This window comes from Asticcacaulis sp. MM231, assembly GCF_964186625.1.
Taxonomy (GTDB): Bacteria; Pseudomonadota; Alphaproteobacteria; order Caulobacterales; family Caulobacteraceae; genus Asticcacaulis.
In genome coordinates this window covers 123,246-148,749 of record NZ_OZ075110.1, presented here as the reverse complement: position 1 = coordinate 148,749, position 25,504 = coordinate 123,246, and the positions used below count along the sequence as shown (strand labels likewise).

Annotated in this window: 18 protein-coding genes; 14 read left to right on the top strand and 4 right to left on the bottom strand. The window is 53.5% G+C overall.

Translation table 11 applies throughout. The features are described from left to right. Window positions 1-57: 57 nt before the first annotated feature. Genes ABQ278_RS19960 through ABQ278_RS19950 form a run of 3 tightly spaced genes read left to right on the top strand, consistent with a single transcriptional unit; the run spans window position 58 to window position 7,261 of the window. A complete protein-coding gene (locus ABQ278_RS19960) occupies window positions 58-4,515 on the top strand; it encodes a hypothetical protein (RefSeq protein WP_349322776.1) in 4,458 nt (1,485 codons plus the stop codon). Further along, window positions 4,512-6,737: an RHS repeat-associated core domain-containing protein gene (locus ABQ278_RS19955; protein WP_349322775.1), complete on the top strand. Its 2,226-nt coding sequence runs from the start codon at window positions 4,512-4,514 to the stop codon at window positions 6,735-6,737. Before ABQ278_RS19960 ends, ABQ278_RS19955 begins: the two co-directional genes overlap by 4 nt. A gap of 14 nt (window positions 6,738-6,751) precedes the next feature. Then, window positions 6,752-7,261 carry a hypothetical protein gene (locus ABQ278_RS19950; RefSeq protein WP_349322774.1) on the top strand — a complete coding sequence of 170 codons (510 nt, stop codon included), beginning with the start codon at window positions 6,752-6,754 and terminating at the stop codon, window positions 7,259-7,261. A gap of 324 nt (window positions 7,262-7,585) precedes the next feature. Here the strand turns inward: ABQ278_RS19950 and ABQ278_RS19945 are convergent, their stop codons facing one another. Both ABQ278_RS19945 and ABQ278_RS19940 read right to left on the bottom strand, forming a co-directional pair. After that, window positions 7,586-10,576, bottom strand: coding sequence for a Tn3 family transposase (locus ABQ278_RS19945; protein ID WP_349322773.1), 2,991 nt, complete (start codon window positions 10,574-10,576; stop codon window positions 7,586-7,588). A gap of 1 nt (window position 10,577) precedes the next feature. Then, window positions 10,578-11,171, bottom strand: coding sequence for a recombinase family protein (locus ABQ278_RS19940; RefSeq protein ID WP_349322772.1), 594 nt, complete (start codon window positions 11,169-11,171; stop codon window positions 10,578-10,580). Window positions 11,172-11,353: 182 nt separating this feature from the next. Here ABQ278_RS19940 and ABQ278_RS19935 point away from each other — a divergent pair, with 182 nt between their 5' ends. Then, window positions 11,354-11,662: a PadR family transcriptional regulator gene (locus tag ABQ278_RS19935; protein ID WP_349322771.1), complete on the top strand. Its 309-nt coding sequence runs from the start codon at window positions 11,354-11,356 to the stop codon at window positions 11,660-11,662. Between the two features lie 167 nt (window positions 11,663-11,829). After that, window positions 11,830-12,288 carry a hypothetical protein gene (locus ABQ278_RS19930; RefSeq protein ID WP_349322770.1) on the top strand — a complete coding sequence of 153 codons (459 nt, stop codon included), beginning with the start codon at window positions 11,830-11,832 and terminating at the stop codon, window positions 12,286-12,288. A 725-nt stretch (window positions 12,289-13,013) separates the two neighbouring features. Here ABQ278_RS19930 and ABQ278_RS19925 read toward each other — a convergent pair. After that, a complete protein-coding gene (locus ABQ278_RS19925; RefSeq protein WP_349322769.1) occupies window positions 13,014-15,134 on the bottom strand; it encodes an Ig-like domain-containing protein in 2,121 nt (706 codons plus the stop codon). Between the two features lie 151 nt (window positions 15,135-15,285). Here ABQ278_RS19925 and ABQ278_RS19920 point away from each other — a divergent pair, with 151 nt between their 5' ends. The 4 genes from ABQ278_RS19920 (at window position 15,286) to ABQ278_RS19905 (ending at window position 21,934) form a co-directional block, all read left to right on the top strand. Then, window positions 15,286-19,191: an RHS repeat-associated core domain-containing protein gene (locus tag ABQ278_RS19920; protein WP_349322768.1), complete on the top strand. Its 3,906-nt coding sequence runs from the start codon at window positions 15,286-15,288 to the stop codon at window positions 19,189-19,191. Then, entirely contained in the window at window positions 19,181-19,924 is a 744-nt protein-coding gene (locus ABQ278_RS19915; RefSeq protein WP_349322767.1) for a hypothetical protein, read from the top strand. Before ABQ278_RS19920 ends, ABQ278_RS19915 begins: the two co-directional genes overlap by 11 nt. 586 nt (window positions 19,925-20,510) lie before the next feature. Continuing rightward, window positions 20,511-21,608, top strand: a complete 1,098-nt coding sequence (locus ABQ278_RS19910) for an IS5 family transposase (protein WP_349322766.1) — start codon at window positions 20,511-20,513, stop codon at window positions 21,606-21,608. After that, window positions 21,605-21,934 carry a hypothetical protein gene (locus ABQ278_RS19905; RefSeq protein ID WP_349322765.1) on the top strand — a complete coding sequence of 110 codons (330 nt, stop codon included), beginning with the start codon at window positions 21,605-21,607 and terminating at the stop codon, window positions 21,932-21,934. The genes ABQ278_RS19910 and ABQ278_RS19905 overlap by 4 nt, the downstream gene beginning before the upstream one ends. A gap of 148 nt (window positions 21,935-22,082) precedes the next feature. Here ABQ278_RS19905 and ABQ278_RS19900 read toward each other — a convergent pair whose 3' ends face one another. Further along, entirely contained in the window at window positions 22,083-22,769 is a 687-nt protein-coding gene (locus ABQ278_RS19900) for a hypothetical protein (RefSeq protein ID WP_349322764.1), read from the bottom strand. A gap of 129 nt (window positions 22,770-22,898) precedes the next feature. On the opposite strand from ABQ278_RS19900, the gene ABQ278_RS19895 reads away from it, so the two are divergent. The 5 genes from ABQ278_RS19895 to ABQ278_RS19875 are packed head-to-tail and all read left to right on the top strand — an operon-like array spanning window position 22,899 to window position 25,504. Further along, window positions 22,899-23,231, top strand: coding sequence for a hypothetical protein (locus ABQ278_RS19895; protein WP_349322763.1), 333 nt, complete (start codon window positions 22,899-22,901; stop codon window positions 23,229-23,231). After that, the gene (locus tag ABQ278_RS19890) at window positions 23,228-23,770 is read left to right on the top strand and encodes a prepilin-type N-terminal cleavage/methylation domain-containing protein (protein ID WP_349322762.1); all 543 of its coding nucleotides are present in this window, start codon (window positions 23,228-23,230) and stop codon (window positions 23,768-23,770) included. The genes ABQ278_RS19895 and ABQ278_RS19890 overlap by 4 nt, the downstream gene beginning before the upstream one ends. Then, window positions 23,767-24,513, top strand: a complete 747-nt coding sequence (locus ABQ278_RS19885) for a hypothetical protein (RefSeq protein WP_349322761.1) — start codon at window positions 23,767-23,769, stop codon at window positions 24,511-24,513. Before ABQ278_RS19890 ends, ABQ278_RS19885 begins: the two co-directional genes overlap by 4 nt. Beyond that, window positions 24,510-25,049, top strand: coding sequence for a hypothetical protein (locus tag ABQ278_RS19880; protein ID WP_349322760.1), 540 nt, complete (start codon window positions 24,510-24,512; stop codon window positions 25,047-25,049). Before ABQ278_RS19885 ends, ABQ278_RS19880 begins: the two co-directional genes overlap by 4 nt. Further along, entirely contained in the window at window positions 25,025-25,504 is a 480-nt protein-coding gene (locus tag ABQ278_RS19875) for a hypothetical protein (RefSeq protein WP_349322759.1), read from the top strand. The genes ABQ278_RS19880 and ABQ278_RS19875 overlap by 25 nt, the downstream gene beginning before the upstream one ends.

Here is a 25,504-nt window from a genome sequence, read left to right as displayed (position 1 = left end):
AGAACAGATATTTTTAGCGAATGCCCTTACTGCCGGGCATGGATTTTGGGGTGTATAATGTCGCGGACCTATTCAAAATTAAAGGGTTTGAAATCCTGCAATCACCTGGCACTCATGGCTGGTCTCGGGCTAGTGGGCGCCACGCTGTCCGGACTCCCAGTACTGGCTCAAACAATTGAGACACCAAGTTTCAAGATAGGGCAGGGCGTCCAGATCACCCCGTCAGACGCCATGGCGTATTACGGATCCGCGACAACACACACTGCATCGCCGGCAAGCAGTGTCTATCCGCCAGAATTTCTCTCGCTCGCAAACGCATTGGGAGTTGCAACGGCTACGTCAAATCCTGGGGATTACGTCGATAGGGTTTATGACTTTGTACGCAACTCGGTAGACACAGAAACAATGTTCGGTTCGGGAAAGGGTATATTGGGTACTCTTCTTGATAAGAGCGGAACGCCCTTCGATCAGACTGAACTCATGGTGGAGCTTCTGAGAAGTGGGGGCGTCGCAGCTGAGTATCGTCTGGTCGACGTTACTCATTCAATGGACGAGATGGCAGATTGGTTTAGATTCCGTGCGGCTGACGGAACATACAACAGCTCTTCCTTACTCCAATACCTCGCCGACACCGGCACGCCATTCTCCTCGACGTCCACATCTGTCACGTTGTTGCAGCCGGTCGTTGCCGCGACAATCTCGGGTGCAACCTATCTGTTTGACCCTTCGTACAAATCTTACAGCCATGTTGCGGGGACGGCTTTGGCAACTGGCATGGGTTATACTGCCGGCGCATTGACAGCTACGTTCGAAACCAGCGCGACCGCTGGTACTCTCAGCGGGGTGCCAACAGTCAAAGGGTTCAACGCATCAGGTGCGGATTCACTCCTCGCCTCTTACAGTGGCAATTTGTTGAACTGGATCAACAACAACAAGCCGGTTTCTAGTGTTGACGACATTACCGGGGGTTTCACGCTCATCGAAGAAGCCAAGCCGGCCGGCGGGTGGAGGCATCCCACACTCGCCTATGCCGGGACCACTAGAGCGGTCTGGTCCGGCAATGCTCGAATACCCAATCAGTATCGCAAAAAACTGAATTTTAAATTTGATGCCCTCGTTTATGATGCGACGGCATCAAATGGAACTGTGACGGAGTATTTTGACGGTGCGACTGATTACTATACGGATGACATATACGGTCATCGTTTCTGGGTAGATACCGGCGAAAATGGGGTTTCGATACGTACGTTTGTCCTGAATTTGAAAATAGACGACACTATTGTTCAGACCGCCACACTTACCCAGCCGGGCGCGACCCGGCCCCTACATCCCCTAAACCGAGGCGCTGGCTATATTATCCTCTCGATTAACCATCCTTATGCGGCAGGCAATGGCGCCTACCTTGATAAGTCTATGGAGTTCGATATTCCCTATCAACAGCCGTTTACCGTGGTTCTCGGTATAGGCAATGTTACGGGGGGCCTGGCTTCGCGCCACGGACCAGAAATGTATGGGCAACGGACCTATTTTCCAATTGATACCTGGCATCCCGATGCTGCCACCGTTGCTCGCGACTCCGATAACATTGTTATTTCGGGTCCGAGTGGATTGTCTCTTTCGGACTCCGGTCCTTTCTTTCGATCTGACTATATTAAGACGCGCGTTGCAGACGCATGGCTTGATCAGACCAGTCGTATGGTTCAACTTCAGGCGAGAATTGCAAGTGGGGCAGTTGTTCAGCACGCCATTCTCGGTGTCTCGTTTGGCACGCCAAGGCTTCAGGCCGACCGGCCCGGCAATACGACCGAGGTTTTCAATCCTGTTTACGAGAATGTTGCGATAATCAACGAATATACGCACCTGTCCGTTGACACGGCCGCTTCGGTACGATCAACCATAGCAGATACGTCAACTCAAACCAGTTTGCGCCAAGCCATCGCGGCGGCATCAGCTACGCTGGAAGGCTCGATATACGAACAACAGGCAGGATTGGTTGACTCGACCTCTACCGCTTCGAGGTTTGCCTGGGCTAACAATTTCGGCAATCAAGACAGTTGCCAGCGAACAGCGCTCCTGACCTGCGCTTCCCCGGTCCCGCTACAGATGGCAATGGTCGATAGTGTCGCGGCAACCAATCTCCAATGGGCATATGCTCAGACTGCCGGCCGTACTCTGGGGATTGAGGTGTGCTGTTCCGGCTCCACTGTTTCCGCGACTGGGCTTGGACCAGGCGTAGCGAGTGCTGCCGTGGGCGGGTTCTTCCAGCCCAATCTATTTGGGCGGGGCAACGCATGGGTTACAACAAGTGATGATCTAACCGAGTTCCGGCACATGGTCAGGGATGCATCAGCGCTTGTTAAGGGTGGCGGAGGCGGCGGCAATGTCAAGAGCAGCCGAGAGTATGATGCTAAGACGGCTGCTGACATCCTGAAGGACACGTTTATCGATAAATCCTCGGAACTCGGCGTTAGTTTAGCGAATGGTCAATTTAATCTGTCGCAAGAGCCAGACCTCGTCGTGGGAGACATTTCGCGCGCGGGGGCTCTGTGGTTTCAGCGGGAATTTACAGGTGGGGAGGGGGCAACTTATGGCTTGCCGGACGGTTGGACACATAACTGGGATGTCTCTGCTCAGTTCTCAGGCTCCGGGAACGAAGCCATGGGGCAAGGCCAGGGCCGTGCAGCCGTCGCTAGTCTGATCGCCTTCTATGCTATGCAGGATGTTTATAAATCGGGACCACTTGCGACGCGGAATCAAGTCGAGGCATTGCTGATAAATGATTGGTGGCGTCGACAGCTAGATTTTAACGTGTTGTCGGTTCGTCGTGGGCAAACACTGGAACAGTTTGTGAGGGTTCCAACCGGCACAGGTAATATCTGGTTATCTCCGGCGGGTTCGGCGTCGTCCATTAACGTCATAGGTGATCGCAGCGTTGGGTGGGAAAACAATGCTTTCACTCGTTACTGGACCTATGGAGGAATCTCTGTGACGTGGAGTGGCTCCGGCGGAGATACAATTAACTTTATCAACAAGGATCGCCCAAAATATCCAGGTGAAGCCCAAGACACGACAAATGCATTTGTCGGCAACGCAGAGCATCGGGATGCATATTTTCTGCCGACTAGCTGGGTCGCGGCAAATGGCCAAACGGTGTCGTTTACTTATGGGCTCACCGGGGCGAACCTCCTCACAAACGTTGCCAACACTTTCGGCCGACAGCTGACCTTTACCTATGCGGACGATGGAATAAGTGGGAGCATCAAAGATTTGACAAGTGTGTCGGACAACGCCGGACAGACAGTCACCTTTACGCGAGGACAGCTAGGAACTCGCATTTATGGGAACAAAGGCGTCACCCTCGATACCGTGAATTTACCCGGTGCACGTACCTTAAAATATGAGTTCGTAGGTAATGGCGTGATTTGGACAGGTGCGCCGACTGTTATGCAAACATCGGCTACGCCGCGCATACGCCAAGTCTATGATTCTGTTGAGATGGCAAAGGAGGCGAGTTCACGGTCAGCGACACTACGAATTGAATACGACAATATCTGGCAGGTAGCGAAGATTTACGACGGAAAGGCAATTGCCGCACCTGGCGAGCGGAACGCCACGGCATTTTACATAGCGCCGGGTCGCTGGGGAGAACGGCAGGATCCAGTCGGTGGAACCTATGAGGTGTACTATGATAAACTCGGAAATGCCGAAACATATATCGATGAGCTGTCGCGGAGAACCACTGCAAAGTACGACAGTTGGCATCGTGTTCTCACGCGGACAGCCCCGGAAGGCAATGTTGCGAAGTTCACATACGACCTGAAAAGTAATATCTTGGAGAGCCGTTCAATAGCCAAACCTGGAAGTGGATTGGCAGACAGGGTGGTTTCCGCAACCTACGACCCGACTTTCAATAAGCCGACAAGCATTTCGGACGCCCTCAACAATGTGACAGATATCTCATACGTTCAGTCCGGTAACGGAAAAGGTGAAATTTTACAGGTACAGCGACCATCTGTTCTTGATGCGGTCAGCGGAACTTCGGTTCGGCCCCAAATTACTTATACCTATACTGCAGCCGGTCTCCCGGAGACTATAACCTCAAAAGTGACGGCAGCCGAGACTTTCGTTAGCAAGACAGCCTACGATAGTTACGGAAATCCCGTAACAATTATTGCAGACCTGAGTGGGCTCGCTGAAACGAGAAGCCAGACGTTTAACAGTTTGGGGGATATCACAGTTTTGGACGGTCCGCGCAGCGATATCGATGACAAAACTTATAAAACATATGATCAGGCCAGGCATGTAATCTTTGAGGTTGGTCCGGATCCTGATGGTACAGGAGGACTGCCCAGGAGTGTGATCAAGCACACATATGATCTGGATGGTCGCGAAACCAAGACAGAGAGCGGTACAGGTACAGCTACGGATGGATCAGATTTTATCGTAAAATCATTCAAACGGATGACATATGACTACGCCGGAAATCTGATTAAGACTGAGACGGTGCTGCCATGAGCGAGCGTCAGATTTGGAACAGTGTGATTGCTGCAATCGGCCTGGTAAGCTTCCTGGGCTCCGCCGCGCAAAGCGTGTTCGCGGAAACTGTAACAGAAGTCACTCAATACAGTTATGATGGGCAAAATCGGCTTGTTTGCACCGCAACAAGAATGAATGCGTCTGCTTATGCTTCGGTTCCCGCAGATGCCTGTCTATTAGGCATCACAGGCATTTACGGCGACGACCGCATCAGCAAAAACATCTATGACTTAGCGGGGCAACTTATTGAAGTTGATCGCAGTGTCGGCGATCTGAATCAAAAATATGCACGTTATACCTACACGCTTAACGGGGAAAAGGCATCAGAACAAGATGCCAATGGAAACTTTACGTCCTTATCCTATGACGGTTTCGACCGCATTTTGAAGTTGCAATATCCGTCTACCACCTCCGGCGCAGGCACATCTAGCGTTTCGGACTACGAATTGTTTGGATATGATGCAAAAGGAAATAAAACCTCGTGGCGTAGGCGTGACGGCAATACAATCGCTTATACCTTCGATGCCCTGGCAAGAGAAATTGTAAGAGACTTGCCCTCTGGGACCAGCAGTGACGTCTACACAGGTTACAACCTTCTGGGAGATGTCATATACAAGCGCTTTGTATCCGCTTCTGGCACAGGTGTTTCTTACACACATGATGCCTTGGGTAGAATTACGTCAACCACGGACATGAATGGCCGAACGCTATCCTATCAGTATAATGCCGCTTCCGCCGCTACCCGAATAACCTGGCCCGATAACAACTACGCAGGGTTTGGACTGGACAATACCAACCGCCTTGTCAGTATCGGCATGAACGCGAATTCTGGGTTGGTGTCTCAGACCTACGACAGTCTGGGGCGCGTGGCTGCGATAGTTAAAGGGGGAGGAACAACAAGTTATAGTTATGATGACGCCGACCACCTGATCGCAATGACAAACGACTTTGCGGGAACAGCGAACGATATCTCGTGGTCGTTCTCAAACTATAATCCCGCCAGACAATTGATGGCCTGGAACGCGTCAACGACGATCTATGATTATAAACAAATTGGGGCTGCGGCGACCAGCAAAACCTTTGACGGCCTCAATCGTGATGCGACGATTGCAGCGCTCACGGGCGGTTACGATGCACGTGGGAATATGACCTATGATGGTACCCGCACTTTAACTTACGATCTCGAGAATCGCCTGCTTACGGCCACGGGAGGAAGCGCTTCTCTGACCTTGGCGTATGATCCGGAGGGCCGTCTCTACAAATATATTTCAGGCTCTACTATCACAACCTTCCTTTATGATGGCGTCGATCTTATAGGCGAATATGACAGTGCAGGTGCTCTAATAAGGAGATACATCCATGGGGGCGGTGTTGATGATCCTGTCGCATGGTACGAAGGGGCTGGCACTGGCGACCTCCGTTACTTTTACACGAACCAGCAAGGCAGTATTATAGGCTACAGCAATGCGTCAGGCGCCTTAGCCGAAGCATATATATACGGCCCGTACGGCGAGCCTAAAAATGCAAACAACGCCGAAAGCTGGTCTGGTGCGAGGTTCCGTTATACCGGCCAAATTTCTCTCCCGGAGGCCAGCTTATATTACTACAAGGCTCGCGTTTACGACCCAGCGGCAGGACGTTTCTTACAAACTGACCCCATCGGGTCAGAGGATGACCTCGATCTCTATGCCTATGTGGCGAATGATCCGGTTAACGCAACGGATCCCACAGGAACGCAGGGACAGATCCGTCCTCCCCCCCGTATGGCGCCAATAAGGCCGCGGCCGACACGTGTGGTTCCACAGGTTCCTCGTGAGGCGGTTGCACCAGGACGTGCTCCACCTGCGCCGCGCCAACCAGTCGATACGCCTGTGGCACCTTCGCCTTCCTTACCAGGCCCCCGGGGCGCGCCTACCACTCTAGACAAAGTTATTGCAAGTAGGCTTAATCCGCGCACGCTGGAAGGGGCGCGCCGGGAGCTCAACGGCGACGAGACCTCGTTCAAACAAGATGGAAGCCGCTACGATCATGTAAGCAAGGTCCATCAGGCTTTAGGCCAACTACGCAATTACGAAAGCCAGCTTATAAGGCAACAAGGCGACGCAGTTCGTTCGGGAAACTACGAAGAAGCTAGTAGGCTGGGACAAGAAATGCATCGCGTAAATGATACAATCACTAGAGTTGAGTCATATATGCGCTAATTACGGATTCGCAAATGACATTGATAGAAATAGAAGCGCTTTTGTTAGAACTGCCAGACGATGATTTCCGTCTGTACGAACTGCTGAGTGAGTATGATGAAATTTACAGAGCTCCAGATTTGAGCCTTATAACGCGACGAATTAGGCCAAGTGCCGATCCTGATCTTTCATCACTAGCTATCAGCTTGTCGGCCGAAAGGAGTGTAGGCAGCAAAGATTATTGGGCGAGTATTTTCAGGTTTATTGACGGTGTTGAATGGGATCCCTATGGCAGTCTGAAACTGGCATCAGTTTTTGCTTTGCGCTTTTACAACAGTGATGATTTTGCTTTGTCAAACGCCGTTTATGTTGCCTATACCTCGGATAACGCCAACATCCGAGAAGCAGTCTGCGTCCTCGCTCAATACAAGGTTGGTATTGATCCAGTTTACATAGTCTGGAGTACTAAAGACGGTGATTTAGTCGAAAAAATCCCCCAACTGGCGCAAGAATGGCTAGCAAGTCGGTTGAAAAAGGTTAACTAGGCATCGCCTCCCTGCGGATATTCTTCGTTAGGGCCAGTGATCATCAGCACGTTCGTTATGCTTAAACACTTAATGGTTTAGAGGGCGGTCCTTTTAAATTTATCGAACCCCTAAAAGTGAAAAAGCTATAACCCCGCGCATGCGGTGTGATGCCACCTTACCTCTGGTGAGGGCAAAGCGGGAATGCGCAAGATAAAAGGCTTGTCTCCCGACCAGCCTTAAGTGTTTGTCTGCACATCGTTTTTTATGTCTCTCACTTATGCGGAAAGGGCCGGCGGTAACCAAACGCGCATTTTTGTAGCATAGACAGACAAATCAAGAACATCATGCCGCAGACCTTATGATCCTCGGTCGCGACCGAACAACTCTTAGTTCGCGCGTACCATCTGGCCGCTGCGCGATTTCCGCGGCGTCGTGCCAGATGTAGTCGCCAGTGAGGTTGATATGCTCCCAGCCCAGCGGCGATAGGTGGGCCAATAAGGCGTCGTCGATGATCTCACCTTGGGCTCGCACCTCTTTCACTGCCTTTTCCAGATATCTCGTGTTCCAAAGGATTATGGCTGTAACCAGTAGGTTCAGACCGGAGGCGCGGTATTGTTGATTTTCATAAGTGCGATCGCGTATCTCGCCGAGACGGTGCAGAAAAACTGCGCGCGCCAGGCTATTGCGAGCCTCCCCTTTATTCAATTCCTGCGTGGTCTGACGGCGTAAACTTGGGTCTTCCAGCCAATCGAGCGTAAACAGGGTGCGTTCCAGCCGCCCATATTCCCGCAAGGCCGTGGCGACGCCGTTTTGTCGCGGGTAGGCCGCGAGCTGCCGCATAATAACCGAAGCCGTCACTTGACCACTTCGGATTGATGCCGCCACACGCAGGATTTCTGTCCAATGGGCCTGGATGAGCTCGACGTCGATCTTCGCGGTGATCAGGCCCTCCAAGGTTGGATAGGTCGACGGCTTCTCAAAGGCATATAGACGCCGATCCTTCAGATCAGGGATTCTTGGCGCAAACTGGAAGCCCAACAAGGAACACAGAGCAAAGACATGGTCCGAAACGCCCCCTCCATCAGTATGGTGGCGGGCCGGCGTAAATTCGGTTTGATGATAAAGCAGGGCGTCGAGGACATGCAATGCCTCGCTGGCGGTAGCTGCAATCACCTTGGTATAGAACGGCGCGTACCGATCGGAGATGTGGGTGTAGAATTTAACGCCGGGCTTTTGCCCGTAATGCGCATTCAACCGGCCGGAATCCCTGCCAAATCCTGTAGCCTGGAAGAATTGCCCATCGGATGAAGACGACGTGCCGGCACCAAACGACGTTCCAAGCGGCTGACTATGCTGGGCATTGACCAGGACTTGAAGCGCAAGCGCATAGGTCTCATCTCGAACATGCCAGTCTGCCGCCCATGCGAGTTGCCCCAAACTGACAATTCGACAGGCTTCAGCCATGCGCGTGAGACCGAGATTTAGACCATCCGCAATCAACGCTGCCATAACGATTTGTGGACTTTCAGGCTTTTCGCCGCTACGCAGATGCGTGAATGCATCTGTGAAGTTCGTCCACTCATTGACCTCAGCCAATAGGTCGGTGATCCTAATACGCGGCAGCAGGCTGTATAAGCGGCTGACCATAGCGTCCGTTTGCGGGTTCGTTGAGCGCTCGATCGGTGAGATTTTCAGGTTTCCCTTGTCCAGAGACACGTCGACAAGCTCGCCGCCCTTTGCCTTGGCTTCGACTTGATCCAATCGCGTGTTCAAAAGTGCCTGACGGTCTTTGAGGAACGCATCGAAATCCGATGTGACGTTGATCTGCAATGCGTTTGTCATGGTCAGCGTCTTAAGGTCTTCGTGCGAGATCAACCGCTCTTCAAAGCTCTTATAGGTCTGGCTGCCGACCACCCATACATCGCCCGCACGCAAACGCTCGCGCAATTCAGACAGCACGCACAGTTCATAGTGCCGGCGGTTCAGGATGCCGTCAGTCCAGACATAGCGCGCCCAGCGACGCTTTATGAAGCCGGTCGGAGCATCCTGCGGGAGGCCGCCACGACCTGAACGGTTCAGTGATTTCAAGAGCGCGATAGATTTGAGTAACTGCGCGACAGCGGGGACACCTTCGAAGCTGAAGGCTTCCAGGAACGCCGGTGCCCAGCGCCTGATACCTGCATATTGCTGGTCGAGGATTTGGACAGCATCAAAGTCTGCGGGACGCAACAATGCCTCCGCTTCGACAAGACTCTTACAGAAGTCATCCCAAGGGACGACGGCGTCCATCGCGTCGAAGGCGTCCTGGCCATCATCCTTGGCTGCCGCAAGCGCCTTGCCAACCTTAACGAAAAGGCGCAGCTTTTCATTGATAGCGCGGCCGTCGGCGCGGAATTCGCGGTCATGACGTCCCTGGGCTTTGCGGAACATCGTTCCGATGAGGCGTTCGAACAGCTCAATGGCTTGATCCGTAAGCTGGGCGCGAAGGTCCACACAAATGACAACTAGAGTGCCGTGCCGACGATCAGGGTCCAAGCGGGCGATATGCTGTATTGTCGTCCGCCGTCCCTCCTTTTCTATCTGTACCAGGCGCATTTGGTGCACACGGCCCCCAACGGAAACATCGATGTTCAAGCGTTTCAGGTGATCCAGGCGCTGCAGAAGCGCTGGCATAGCCGTCGGCTTGGAACTCTCGGGAAACTGGCGAAGCCAACCCAGCCAAGTCTGCGTTGTCTCGCCTCGGAGAGAGGTCAGTTGGTCAAGCCGGTATTTGTGATCACCTGTGAGGTCTGCGGTGAGACGTCTGTAAACCTCGCGGCGTGCCTCGATGCGCGTGCGAATACATAAACGCTGAAGGCTCCCTATATGTGGCAGAACGATCCGGCGATTCCGACATTCCGCCATGATCAGGGCGCCCAAGTGACCGAGCTGGTCCTTTTCAATAGCGTGAGGCATAAGCCACCGCTGCAACTCTGTGGCTGGCACGGTTCCGAAGGGGCGAAGATTCAACGCGCTTTGCAAAAGAGCGCTATGCCGCCGTCGACTTTGTTCGAGATATTGATCAATCTCGTTTGATAGGACGTCAATCTGACCGGCGATAAAGTCGATGGTCTCTTGGGGCGGCTTTTCTCCTTCGAGCAATGGCCTTCCGAGATAGCGTAGATAACAAAGCATCAGCGCATATCCCAATCGGTTATGGTCCCCCCTGCAACGACGAATGTGCATCAGGTCAGAAGGTTGTAATGTGTAGTGCCGTATCAGATCACGTTGAGAAATGGCTGGGTCGTAGAAACTGCAAAGCTGGTCTGCTGTAAATATAGGACCCTTGGACATTTTATCCTCCGTGCGTTTTGCTGCCTGGCAACCATCCTCCGCGCGTCAATGAGTCAATAAGTGTGCTGCGCTTTACACCGAAGGTCCGACATACGGCGGCTTTGGTGGCGCCACCGTCAAGGGCAGATTTTATGGCCGTCATTTTTTCAGCATCGATGGCGACGGGACGACCGCCGCGTCGGCCACGGCGCTTGGCAGCTGCGAGACCGGCCATGATCCGCTCCTGGGTCAGCGATCGCTCATACTGAGCCAGGGCACCAAAGACACTGAACAGGAACTCACCCTGCGGCGTGGTCGTATCCATTTGCTCTGTCAACGACCGGAAAGCGATGCCCTTGGCCTTCAAGTCATTCACAATGGTCAAGAGGTGCGGCAGTGATCGACCCAGCCGATCCAATTTCCAAACAACCAGACAGTCACCTGGCTTCAAATAGGTCAGCGCCTTTTTGAGGCCGGGCCGATCTTGTTTGGCGCCGCTGGTGTGGTCTTCGAACAAATGGCGCGGATCGACGCCGGCAGACACGAGGGCGTCGCGCTGTAAGTCGACCACTTGGCGCTCCCCTTCCGAAGAAACGCGCATGTATCCAATAAGCATATACGGAAATCACCTAGAATTGAGTTTCCGTATAGTTATCCATTCCGACAGGGTTTGTCGCTCAAAATCAGTGCACAAACGGCTCGAGTTTCGCTGAGGCTGGTAAGGTGACGGAAAACACATGTTTTGCGCTAATGCAGCAGGGAGCTTGACTTCATTATCTACATATGTAGAGTGACGGAATGACACGAGCGCCTAATATTTCACATCAGACCCGTGCGGTCCTTTCAGTACTTATAAGCCAGCCCCAGGCTTGGCGCTATGGATATGACTTGTTGAAAGAGACGGAGCTTAAGTCGGGCACCCTTTATCCGCTACTAATTAGGCTTCACGATCAAGGGCTGCTTGAGGCGGAATGGCGCCCCGCTGCACAGCCTGGGCGCCCGCCGCGCCATGCCTACCGCCTAACCAGCGCTGGATTGGCCCTCGCGTTATTACAACGATCAGAATTGGTCGTCATTCGCAATCCTTCAAGGGCGGCCAGCGCATGAAATTGGCCTCCATTTTAATAGCTCTGGCGGCACATATACTGCCTGGCAACCGATCCAATTGGGGGGAGGCAATGAGGCAGGAGTTCCTCCTCATCAAATCAAACTCCGAATCTATAGATTTCGCCATTGGCTGCTTATGGACAGCCGTTCATCAAAGGATCAATTCAATGAAACTCATCACTTCGCTCGGGCGATGGAGTGTCGGATCTGTTACGGCCCTATATGGAGTTTTCTTCCTTATAGGTGGCATAAACGCAATAGCCTTTTTATTGGGTCGGCCAGATTACTACCATAACCTACTACTTGCGAATGGCCAGGTGGAAGCTGCGGCTGATCACTTCAGGGCCGCGCCATTCATTATGCTATTTAACCTTGGTATGGGCCTATTCAATATCTCCGCCGCAGTGTTCCTCATCAATTGGCGGCCAAAGCTGTTTGCCGTAGCATGCTCAGGTGTAGCGGTAATTGCCACCACACTTACCGTATTCGGATTGGCTAGTGGAGAGAAGACCTGGTCGATATTTGCTTGGGCGTGGCCGTTCGTACCACTTGCGCTGCTGGCGGGGGCTGCCTACGTCTTGAGGCTGCTCAACAACCGCAGAACAACTCCACACTTATTGGCATAGCGCACCGGAACCCGTTCTTGATTTGTCCGCTTATGCTACAAAAATGCACGTTTGGTTACCTCTGGCCTTATAGGCACGCGAGATTTCCGTCAGGCCGGCGGCAGCCGTCGGACTGGTCCAAGAGTAACCCAGTGTGGTGTCAAAGAAGTAGGGACCTTCTGCGGTGTGGACCGAGTCCATATGGTCAAATGTGCCATTATACAACCGGTTGAACGCTGCGGTGCCGGCCAGGTTTGTCGCTGGCAGGTATAACTACGGCGCCACGAGACGTATAGAGATCGCGTTCGGTGGCGCTCGTCGAGGTCATATAATCGGTTCCGTTGACACGAACCTCCCACAGCATGTTCAACTTCGCATACTGCTGGGCATGCGCGGGCTGCCCCGCGAAGAGAGTCGTCGCAACCAGCGCAGCGGCAACCGCCGTCTTTGCTGAGGCAAGGCGACAGATAGGTGAGGTGAATTGCATTGTGTTTTCCTGAAATGGGCCCTTGAAGTTGTCAGGTTAGAAAATTTAGGAATTTGGGCGCGTGCGGGCGCCAGGAGGCAGGTAATGGCGCGGCTAGATTCGCCAGCGTAAGGTTGATTGAACAATCAAAAACGCAGCGCCATTCGCGACGGCAATTTCCTTGCCCAACGATTGTTGGTCCACCTCACCGCTCGAATATGCCGCGGACGACACCGCTTGCGTTTAGATCGCCTTAGAGTTCAATGTATTCATGAGCAAGCTACGGCTGGAATATGACTGTAAGGGTGGCTGTGCTGCTGCCCCCTTGACCGTCAGAAACGGTAAACGAAACATAGCGCGTCTGACCACGAACCACGGTGATTGGGTAGGGCATAGTCGGAGTAACTAACGAGAGAGTTCCGCCGTCAGGATCATGACATTGGTAAAGATATGCAGCAGCAGGAATATTAAGGGTAATCGAGTTCGGGCCATATGGCGGAGCCGGGTAACTAGAGCTTTGTTGCCAGTTGTTGCATATTGGTGGCTGGTTAACATAGGCCGGCACATTGACGCTAACTGTCGCGGGAGCGCTTGTGCCGCCTGGTCCGCTAACGGTATAGGTGAAGCTCGTGTTTCCGCTGAAGCCTGAATTGGGTGTAAAGGTTGCCGTCGTTCCCGAAATCGAAGCGGTACCGTTGGCAGGCTGAGAGGCTACGGCGAGTGATGTGTAGACGCCCGAAGGTGCCAGAGCAACAGACCCTGCCGTATTATACGACGTCGTCAACGACACGTTTCCTGCGGTGGGCGCTGCGGGTATCGCAACGTTCACGCTCACCGTGGCTGGAGAGCTTGTCCCGCCAGGGCCAGTCGCCGTATAGGTGAAGCTGGTGTTTCCATAGAAGCCTGTATTCGGCGTGAAGGTAGCCGCAGTTCCGGAGATCGAAGCGGATCCATTAGCAGGCTGAGACGCAACGGACAGGGAGTTATAAACCCCAGAGGGTGCAAGTGCGACACTGCCCGCGGTATTGTAAGCCGTGTTCAAAGTTACGTTGCTTACGGCAGGGGCTGGTGGCGTGGCAACATTAACACTGACGGTTGCGGGCGAACTTGTTCCCCCCGCGCCTGTGGCCGTGTAGGTGAAGCTGGTGTTGCCATAAAAGCCTGCATTGGGCGTGAAGGTCGCCGTAGTGCCCGATACGGAGGCTGAGCCGTTGGCTGGCTGTGATGCGATAGCCAGTGAACTGTAAGTGCCCGAAGGCGACAGAGCCACGGTACCGGACGTGTTATATCCTGTACTGAGGCTGACATTGCCTACTGTTGGGGCTGCCGGCGCCGCGACGCTGACGGTAACTGTGCCAGGTGCGCTGGTGCCACCGGGCCCGGACGCCGTGTAAGTGAAACTGGTGTTCCCGATGAAGCCCGTATTCGGCGTAAAAGTGGCCGTCGTTCCGGAAACGGAAACCGTCCCATTGGCAGGTTGTGAGGCGATCGCAAGCGAGTTGTACATACCGCCTGGCGCAAGCGCGATCGACGCCGCTGTGTTGTAGTTGGTTGACGACGAGACATTGGCCGCCGTCGGCGCGGCAGGCGCGTTGACCGTGACGTTGACGGTTGCCGAAGAGCTTTGGCCGCCAGGCCCCGTCGCCTTATAGGTAAAGCTTGTGGTGCCAATGAACCCTGCGTTTGGTGTGAAAGTGGCCGTCGTTCCAGAAATCGCCGCCGTGCCGTTTGGTGACTGCGAAACAACCGATAAGGATGTCCAGACACCACCAGGCGCTAATGTGACCGAACCTGCCGCATTGTACGCGGTCGTCATTGACACATTGCCCGCAGTGGGAATTGCCGGTGCAGTAACTGTCACACTAACGGTCGCAGGAGCGCTATCTCCGCCGGCACCACTCGCCTTGTAGGTAAAGCTGGTCGAACCGATATAGCCCGCGTTCGGCGTGAAGGTGGCATTAGACCCGGATATCGAGGCCGTGCCGTTGGCGGGCGTCGTCACGACCGAAAGTGAGGTCCACGACCCGGCGGGCGCCAAGGCGACTGTGCCTGCTGTATTGTAAGCCGTGGTCAGCGAGACGTTGCCAGCGCTCGGTGCCGGCGGCGTACGCACCACCTGCGTGCGATTGTCAGCGGAGTCATAGGAATAATCGACAACGGTGCCATTCGGATACGTGACGCGTTTCACTCGGCCTAAGTCGTCGTAAGAATAGGACAGGGTGCCAGCCAAACCAGGTGTGGCAAGCAGGGCGAGCATGCAAACGCCCGCAGAAAGCGCCCTAAGGCTGGACCCCAGACCTGTGAGTCGTAGCGTCAACGCCGTTGCCTTGTGTTGCATGATTGCCCCTCGAATTTTCCACCCCAACTTGCAGATATTCGGGGGCAATTCGAAAGCGTGCAAGCAAATTATTTTACAAAAATAAGTTGTAAAATATCAATTATTTGCCCTGTATGCGAGCAAATATCACAAATGCTCCATATTGGCGACCTTGCCAGATAGCCGCAATTGTGTTCGATTTGGCCCAAATAACGCGGTCCATGGGGGAATGGGGATGATAACGCTTGCAGCTATGCGTCAAACGGTAACGGGCGCCATCTTGGCGGCAGGTGTTTTGGCAGGACTAGCATTCGGTCCTGCTGCAACAGCCCAATCGATCGAACAGCCACCGCTTCTCAGCGCAATCGATCAGAACGGTGTCAATTTGGCGACCGGCAATCTGTCACTTCCGGACCTTAGTGTCGCGACCGCCGGCATCAGTCGCACGGGGCAAGCTTTCCTAAAGGCGTCCAATCGTTCCGTCGTATCAACTGATAACTTCACTGGGAGCTATGTGGTTGGTTTCGAAGGCACTGCTGTTATGGGGTCTGCGTATCCGGCAGGGACTTACTGGCTCTTTGTAAGTTTTCGAGGCAAGGTCATGCGTTTCCTTCTGGGCAGCGGGTATTATATGAACCCATCCTATCCCGCGTCGTTTAGTGCGGGACCTTACGAAGAGATTGGCGTGCCGACACCCGCCAAATTCGATTGCGGAAGCTTCACAGGGCAGCAGGTAAATGACTACCAGGCCACTTGTACCCTTAAGCTCGCCGATACGACGGAGGTTGTCTACGTCGGATCCGCAATGGGACAGAAGGGGGTTATGACTAAAATCACCTCGCCCGCCGGCGAGGTGACAGATATCGCCTACTACAACGATTCAAATGGTTCGCCTCGTGCCATCAATACTGTAAATGACTCACTCGGCTGGGCCCTCAAATACACGGTAAATAGCAGTTACGTAGTAACAGGTGTAACAGCCGTGAACACAACACTCAGCCAGTGCGTCGCGTCGTCATGCACGCCCAATTCTGGGGCTCCCGCCGCCAGTCTTAATATTGTCAGCGGAACTCGGACACTGGCGCAGAATGGGACGACGATCGGCAGCTACACAATCAACGGAGATACGGTCACTATCAGCGTTCCTGGCGGGCCAACAAAAACAGTTACGCTATACCCTACGACCGACACCGCCTACACCGGACGTGTTAAGTCAATTCAGATTGGTACCTCTACTTGGGCCTATTCCTATGGATATGATACCGTCACGCCTACAGTATTCGTGGCAACGGTGCAGGCTCCGAACGGATCGGTTAGAAAAAGTGGTTTTGAATATAGTAAAAAGAAGATAATTTATCAAATAGACGAAGCCAATCGGAAGTCCGAATATAGATACGATGGCTATGACAGGGTTTTTAAGGTTATAAATCCTGACGGCAGCGAATCAACAGGTGGCTTCACAGCGTACAAGTATGGTGTTCGCGGCAACATCGAAAAGACCTTTGTTGTTCCAAAGAACGGAATTACAGGGGGCGTGTACGAAACCGCCACAAATCTCATTGTTACAACGGCGATCTATGCGACGAGCTGCGACGCGCCGACGGTCACAAACGGAAACTATAGATATTGCAACAAACCATTGAGCGTCACTGACACCAATGGCATCCGCACGGACTACGAATACCATTCCGGCAGTGGTGAAGTCGCAAAGGTCCGGAGACCGAGCGTCAATGGCGTGCAAGCCGAGACCCGTTTTACTTACGAACTGAAGACGCCGACGGCCAAATATCCCAATGCCACGGTGTCGAACCAGCCTCAAATTTGGCGCCAGATAGGTACGTCAAGTTGTATGGCTCAGAGCTTGGCCGGTTGCGTAGGGGGTATTGACGAGCGTAAGACGACGACTGCCTACGCTGCGGGCGGCAACATCCTGCCGGTTTCTACGACGGTCAGCAGAGGCGATAGCAGCCTAGCTCAGACAACCACTGTAGCCTACAACGACAATGGTGCTGTGGTGGTTAGCGACGGGCCGATGCCCGGTGCCGTTGATGAAATCTACACCTTTTATGACGCCTTGGGGCGTGTGGAGGGCACTGTTGGTCCTGATCCGGACGGTTCATCTGGATCGCGCCAGCGTCATGCAAGCCACACTTGGTACGATGGGGCGGGGCGGGCCTGGAGGACGGATGTAGGTACAGTTCCAACTTCGACCTATTCCGGAGGTACAGCGGCGGCGCGAAATTCTCAGGCCTACGCCGACCTCGGTTCGATGACTATTCAGGCTAGTGACACGATCGAATTCAACGCGGCAGGGCTTCCAGCGATCTCTCGTCACTTTATCGGCGCTTCGACCGGGACGCCGAAAGTTGTAAGTCAGCGCTCATACGACACCATGTTCAGGGTGGATTGCGATGCAAAGCGTTTTAAAATTGCGGATTTTGCCAACCTATCCAATATGAGCGCCTGCTCTCTTGGAACGGCCTCTGGCAGCGAGACAAAAGATCAAATTACAAAGTATAATTATGATAACGTCACAGGACTTTTACTGAGCACGGCGTCAGGATATGGCACGACACTTGCGCGTACAGATTCGCTGAAGTCTTTTGATACCAGTGGGGCCACCTCAACGGGAAATCTCCTCTGGGTAGAAGACGCCAAAGGTAATAGAACAAGTTATACTTACGATACGTTCAATCGCTTGATTAAAACCTGTTATCCCCTAGCCAGTACTCTGCACCAGAGTTCGACGACCGATTGCGAGCAAACGACTTATCGCACAGCGCCTGTTACTGGCACAGGCTCGGTGGGAAGCGTTGCTAATACGGTCACCTTGCGAGACAATCAGACGATTATGTTCAGCTACGACAGTGCGCTTCGCCTGACATCGAAAAGTGGGCCTGTCGCCGAGAGTTACGTCTATGACAACTTCGATCAGGTCATCGAACATAAGAGCAATAGTACGTGGAGCCAACTCAGCAACGCAGCGCAGGCCCGGCAAGCCTACACCTATAATGCCTTGGGCTGGTTGTTGACCGCGACCACGAATATCTTAACGGCGGCAGATGCCAGTACAACAACGAACCAGACCTTAACTTATCAGTATGACGCCATCGGCCGCCGCAGCCAAATGACCTATCCCGACGGATTCTACGTTACTTATAGGTATAGTGATGCCAATGAATTGGTTCGAATTTGCGAGAACGGATCGAACTGCGTTGATGGTAATACGTCGGCGCTCAACTTCGCTTACGATGACTATGGCCGCCGGACTTCAACAACGGCGCGAAAAGCCGACGGCTCTGCACTGACACTGGCGTCTTATGGCTATGACACCAGTCGACGTATGCAAACGATAGCATTGCCAGGCAACACGATCACGCTCGGCTACACTATCTCCGACCAAATCAATAGTCGTTCCAACTCCATGGCAATTTTTGACCCCCCGGCGCCGGTAGCCGGAACTACGACCTACGGCGTTAATGGACTCAACCATATGACTGCGGCGGGTACCAGCACGCTCGGTTATGATGCTCGCGGCAATTTGAGTTCAGACGGCGCGGTGACCTATAGCTACAGCGCTTCTAACCTGCTGATTTCGACGACCTCAGGCGCGACGCTTAAATATGACGCTGAGAGCAGATTGCGGATGGCAAGTTCCGGTTCAAGCGCGATGCGACAGTACCTATATGATGGCGTGAATTTAATTGCGGAGTACGACAGTTCGGGAGTTATCGTCCGCCGCTATGTCCATGGCACAGGCAACGACGAACCGTTGATATGGTATGAGAAAAACGGCGCCAGTTTCGATAAGCGCTTCTTTGCCAGTGACGAGCGGGGGTCAATCGTTTCCATTAATGGTGACACCGGCGCGACACTCGCGCAGTACATCTACGATGCGTACGGCCTTCCAACAAAAGTCAACGGTACAATTGACAGCCGCTTTCTTTACACGGGGCAAGTGTGGCTCGCGGATGTAAGCCTCTACTACTATAAGGCCCGCATGTACGCACCAAGCCTTGGTCGCTTCATGCAGACGGATCCATTAGGCTACTCCGACGGAATGAACTGGTATGCGTATGTCGGAAACGATCCATTGAATAGCACTGATCCTTCGGGCCTGTGCATTTCGCGTGATTTCTGACGGAGCCATTTCGTGTGATTTTACTGGTCATGGAAATTATTTTGGTGGAGCAGATGGTGTGTATCATCCTGTGTTAGGTGGCGGTGGCGACAGCTGCCCGGTTTCGCTTTGTGCTGAAGGTTCAAGGTACTTGGGCTACCAAAACGATATCGAAACTTACGCAGGAAAAACCTCTAATGCTAGAGGGAACCCATGGGGATACTGGCAATCAAATTGGACGAGCGCATCTAGTTACTCGGACCCCTGGGCTTATCAACCGGATCTGATAATAAGTTCAATAGGGCGCTTTATCGGCACTATTACGTTCAAGGACGTACTCTGCAATGCTCCACAGCTTGGGGTTGGGGCCGGTTTTGATGCCTATGCAGGCCTTGGTGGTAGCGGTTCGGTTGGACTAACCTTCAATCCAAGAAATGGGCAGATCGGTATAACGTTGGGCGTGGGAGTGGGAGTGGGCATCGGCGGCGGGGTTTATGGAAGTGTTAGTAAAGGACCAAATGTAGGCTTTGGAAAAGGAAGCAATGGGGCGCAACCCCCCGTAACAGCAAATGTTGTGGCGACAGCTTCCGGTCAATTACTGGTTGGTGGCAGCGGCTCATATTCATTGCTAGGCTCTAATAAAGGGGACTGGGGTGCGGCGGCTGCTCGCGGAGGACCAGATTTCACAGCTAATGCAAATATTGGTGGACAGGTGGGTTTCAATGCACCCGCAATATATAATGCTGGATGTTAAAATGAGAATTTATATCAAATTTGCTTTAATTTTAACTTATATATCCGTTCCGGGGATATTTGTTGTAGGGCTACTAGGAGACAAACTCGGTTTACCGATACTGCCATTTCTCTATGCTTTGGTAATCGCAACAATCGATCTGCCAGTAATTCTGGCGAAATGTCGACACTGCGGGGCAAACGTCGTACAGCCAAAATTTGCGTCAAAATCCAAAGTCGGAATTTCATTCATTCCATTAACGGTTGCTGATAAATGTGGGACATGTGGCAAGAAGCCGTTCAACTAAAATTTGATAATTGCAAATGGTTTTCGTGGAACAAATGTTGGAGCTTGGGCCTTGTGCGGGCAGGAAGCATCTGAGTGTTAAGCCAAGTTAGTATACGGCATTTTCACCGAGCCAATCGAACATTCTTAATCTGCACTTGCAGTTGCCATAGAGGCGATGCGCAGACTGAGTTTCTTGTAAATAATCGACCATAATTCGGGCTCTTCGTCGGCCTTGGCCTAGCAGGGTGTTGAAGAAGTCACTTGCGGCGGAACTTTCGGCATGATTCACTTGGTCCATGGTTAGGTTCGAGGACGTGCTATGCGTGGTTCAGACAGTCGGAGTGGTTCTCTATTTTCCTATGTCGACATAGAGGCTCGTGTCCGCCGCGATCATCCGCTGCGGACGATCCGCGAACTGTCAGATGCGGCTCTTGAGACGCTGACAGTTGATTTTTCCAAGCTCTACTCTGGCATGGGGCGTCCCTCGATCGCCCCTGAGATGCTGCTGCGGGCCATGCTTTTGCAAGCCTTTTACTCGATCCGTTCGGAGCGTCAGCTTATGGAACGTCTTGAGTTTGACCTGCTGTTTCGCTGGTTCGTTGGCTTGGGTATCGACGGTGCGGCATGGGACCATTCGACGTTCTCTAAAAACCGTGACCGTCTTTTAGAAGGCGAGATTGCGGCCAAGTTTTTGGCCGCCGTGTTGGCACAGCCGCGCGTAAAACGTTTGCTCTCAACGGACCACTTCAGCGTCGATGGCACTTTGATCGAAGCCTGGGCTTCAATGAAAAGCTTTAAGGCAAGGGCGCAGGATGACAAAGACCCACCGGCACCAAGCTCGGGTGGTCGCAATGCTGATGTCGATTTTAAAGGCCAAAAACGCTCCAACGACACCCATGAGAGTACGACTGACCCTGAGGCGAAGCTTTACCGCAAAGGGCCGGGCATGGAGGCCAAGCTTTGCTTTATGGGTCATACCTTGATGGAGAACCGCTCGGGCCTGATTGTCGACACCCGTATGACCACAGCAAACGGTCATGCCGAGCGCATTGCCGCGTTATCGATGATCGAACCGCGTGCGGACCGGCCCAAAGCTATCAGCCTTGGGGCCGACAAGGGCTACGACGCCGAGGACTTCGTCAATGAACTGAAGTCGATGAACGTTCGCCCTCACGTCGCGCAGAATGATACTGGCCGACGCTCGAACATTGATCGGCGCACGACCCGTCATGCCGGTTACGCCATGAGCCAGAAGATACGTAAGCGCATCGAGGAAGGCTTCGGTTGGCTGAAGACCGTTGGCAACTCCCGAAAGACGCGGTTCAAAGGCACAGATCGCGTCGGGTGGGGCTTTACCTTCGCCATGGCGGCCTACAATCTCGTGCGATTACCCAAACTGTTGCAGGCATCGACATGAGGCTTCTGGGAAAGTGGCGGATCGTCGAGACAGCCCTGTGGGACAGGGACTATCTCGACCTGTCAGGACCCGCTTTTATTGAGATCGACGACAAGGGGAATGCTGAAATGGCATATGGAGCCATGAACGCTAGCCTTGACATAGGATACACACCCAGCGGAATTGACTTCGATTGGAGCGGCGGTGACGAAGGCGACCACGTCGAAGGAACAGGCTGGGCCGAGTTGCAGACCGATGGTTCCCTAATCGGTGAAATTAGCTACCTAAATGGCGACGAGACCACTTTCAAAGCCATCCCATGGCCGACTTCTTCAACACCCTGCTAGACGATAAGATACCTGAAATAAGACAATTTGAATGTTCCGCAAGCGCTTGAAAAGTCTGTTAACAGAAAGGCCCAATATTCATCGACACCGCCCGTCACAGAAGAAAATTCCCATTTTGTGCTCGTCGAGTTTATCATCTGTTAAGCCATCAGCTTTTCTTTGGGAAACCCACACTGACGTTCTCCTGGCCAAATACCATGAGGTAGGGTCCGCATTGTGATAGAGCCGAAATGGCTTGGCTTTCCGATCTCAACATCTGATCGGTGATCGGCATCGACGTGTTTCTGCGTATGGTCGGAGGCTTGGCCAAATTGCCCATCGGCGAAAAACTGACCTCAAGGACGACTGGCAATGTGTTCTTGTCGGCAATTCTGTTCCAGCACGGCGCAATCGCTTTCCATAAATCATTGGGCGTTTTAACCGACGTGTTGTTCGCGTTTACGTGGTTTTCCGCTGCCGTTCGTGCCGCAGCGCCGGGCTGAGCTTCAAAGGGATTCTCACCCAATGCTTCGCTGATGGATTTCGCGGGATTGGATATGTTGGAGGGAGTTTCCGACGAAGGCGCGGTCGTGTCGGTCATCTGCATGAAAGTATCCATAGGGGATGACTGCGCAGCGGGCGCCTGGAAAGCGCGCGCAGGCGCCGCGCCATCGTCTTCAATGCCCACAAGATCGAGGCGGATGCCTTCGGCTTCTGACTCACCTTCCCCCGTTGTCGACACATTGGCTAAAGTTGAACCGCTTGAAGGAATGAGGCCAACGAGGAGGAGGGCGTGGAGGGCAATAGATACCGTCACCGCCAGAAGTCTTTTGTTGGTCTTTTTGCCCCATGTCATGAGAGCAGCATACTACGCACGGTTGCTCGCTGTGAAGGAATATGTTACTTTTTTAGGGATGATCGCGAGGTCTTTCATGGTGGGGGCAGCGTGCAATGTAAGAAGGTTAGCGATGGCGAGGCCGGGTTCTTGCTGGTAGACGCCTTGACGGGAACTGCCATCATTGCCCTCATGATAGCGCTGTGTCTCACGACCATCAAAATTGCTCGCTCTCAGACTCAAACGGCAAGAGACATGGGGGACGCGCAGCACCTGATGATCGGCCTCATGGAAGCAACACCCCGCATCGCCGGTGATTACAAAGGCGTGTCGGGCGGCCTTGCCTATAAGGTTACGGTCCAGTCCAAAAGGGTCAATGACGTGCCGATGTGCGAGATTTCTGTCGATGTCAGAGCGCCAAAACGTCAACGGGCCTATCACCTGGTGGGGACGCGCTGGTGTTCCCAAGTGCCCGTTTCATGACCCGGAAGGATTCAGGATTTACGCTGACCGAAGCACTCATCGCCTTACTTGTGATCAGCCTGGCACTGGCAGGGGCATTACAGGCCAGCAGGATAGTCGCCAAATTCAATTCGCGCGTTGTCACGCAAGCGAAGAGAGACAAGGATTTGATTTCATTTCAGGCGCAGGCCGCCAAGCGGCTTTTGCCCCTTCAACCCATAACCGACGACAAGCTTAAGGGGGATGCAAGGCAGATGGCTTTTCCCTGCGATCCAACGGCGCCAACCCCGCTTTGTACCCTCAGCGCACCAACAGGCACATTTGTTTACCTGAGTGGCGGTAGCGCCCATGCCGTCTGGCCTTACGGCCAGCCATCCTCTTCAACGCCGTCAGCGCGTCTTGAAGCCGTGGCGCTACGGGATCAGCAGGGGAAAACCCTAGCCGTTATTAAATTACCGGTTGAACATGCAGGCGATTGCCAGTTTGATATGATTTCGCGTAACTGCCGTGAGGTCAGCCCTCAGACTGAACCGGACACTTCCAAGGTGGCGATGCCATGAACGATCTGAACATTCAGGAGCGCGTGCGCTTCAAACCCTTCACGCGCGTGGTCAACGCGCCGCCGGCTTGGCCGTGGGACCAAACCCGCGTCGCCCGGCTCGAGGCAGAGCACACCTCTCCGGTATCGGGCGATGATATCACCATCGTCGTGCGTAGACTGAAGCCCTGGGCGTTTGGTGAAACAGGCAAATTTGTTGCTATCTATCTGCGAGCCGTTGAGATGCGCGACGGCCTGAAATTCGAGCTGGACATCCAGGGACAACGCATTGCCATCGACATGCCGTCGCCGCAGCAAAGGTCAGATCAGAACAAGTCTCAGATGTGGATACTGGGCTCTGGTTTAGTGATGGCGATTAGCCTGCTCGCCATGGGAACACTCACCTTACAACGTCGCGCGGCGGAAGAAGATCGATTAAGCACGCTGGAGGCCAAGATGACGCGCGCGGTGCGCGAGGCAACTGGCATACAGAAAGCGCGATTGGACGCTGCCGCTTTGGAAGAGCTCGATCTGAGGCATAGATCGATGAGCCAGGCCTTGTCCGAACTTAAGACGCTTAGCCTCAAACGCGATCCGGCATCGCGTATCGAAGCCTTCTATTGGAATAAAGGCTATTGGGCGGTCGAGGCAAGAGGCAAGGATTCACCGGTGAAGGACGCAACCGTCCCCCTGCAAAGATCGACGAAGCCCGTCCGGAAGGACGTTTGGCTTTGGGTTGCCCCGGGTCAGGATGGCCAGCCATGATCGAACCAAGGTTTCAAAGGCGCAAGCCTGCCGGATTTAGTATCGCTGACATCCCTATAGGCGCCTATGCCGCCGGGGCTGTGATGGTGATCCTGATGGTCGGTATGTGGTGTCTCTCTAAACCAAGCGATGCCAAGGCTCGCATGGCGGCTCTGGAGCGGCAGGCGCTTGTTATAAAGGCCGCTGAGAAGACACAAGGCGATCTTCAGACCTATCCCTTGGGTAGTGTCTGTACTGAGGATCTGGGCGATGCTTTCAGAAACCGCCTAAGCGCTTCTTTGCTTAACAGTGGGGTCAAGATAGAGGCCCTGGATGTTTCAGATGATGGGCCCACAGATGGCATCCATCCGTTGCGGGCTTACACGCTCACTCTAAAAGCCAGTGGTGGCTACGAGCAGGCCGTGGGCGCGTTGAATATCCTGGCGCAGTACCAGCCCACAGTATTTCTGGACAGTATGCATCTGCGCAATCAGACCAGCTCGGTCGATCTCAACGTGGAAGGACGGCTCTATTGTCGATTGAAAAAACAAGGATAGTCCTGAGCGTCGGTGCGGTGACGGGCGGGGCCTTGTTGCTTCTTCTTGGTTTCATCGACCCGACCCAGTCCGACAGTCGAAAATTGGACGCTCTCGCCAAGGATGCCAACGCGGCGCCGAAGCTGTCGACGCTGGCGAAAAAAACAGCTCACAGTGGTTCTGCCGATAGTCTTGTCGAGCATCCTATCTTCGTTATGACGACGGGTACGGGCGCCTATGCTGAGAAGACCTTTCAGCTCTTCGGCGTGTCGATCTCCGCCAGTCGCAAGGCTGCGCTGGTCGGCATAGATGGTGCTTCACCGGCTTGGCTTCGCGCCGGCGAGCTTAGCGGTGACGTGCAGCTTATCGACGTTCAGGCGGGAAGCGCACGATTTGATACGCCACTCGGAGAGCGTACAGTGAATATGAGTGACACGCCCGCAGCGGCGGCGCCAACAAGCAGTGTCGGGGGATAA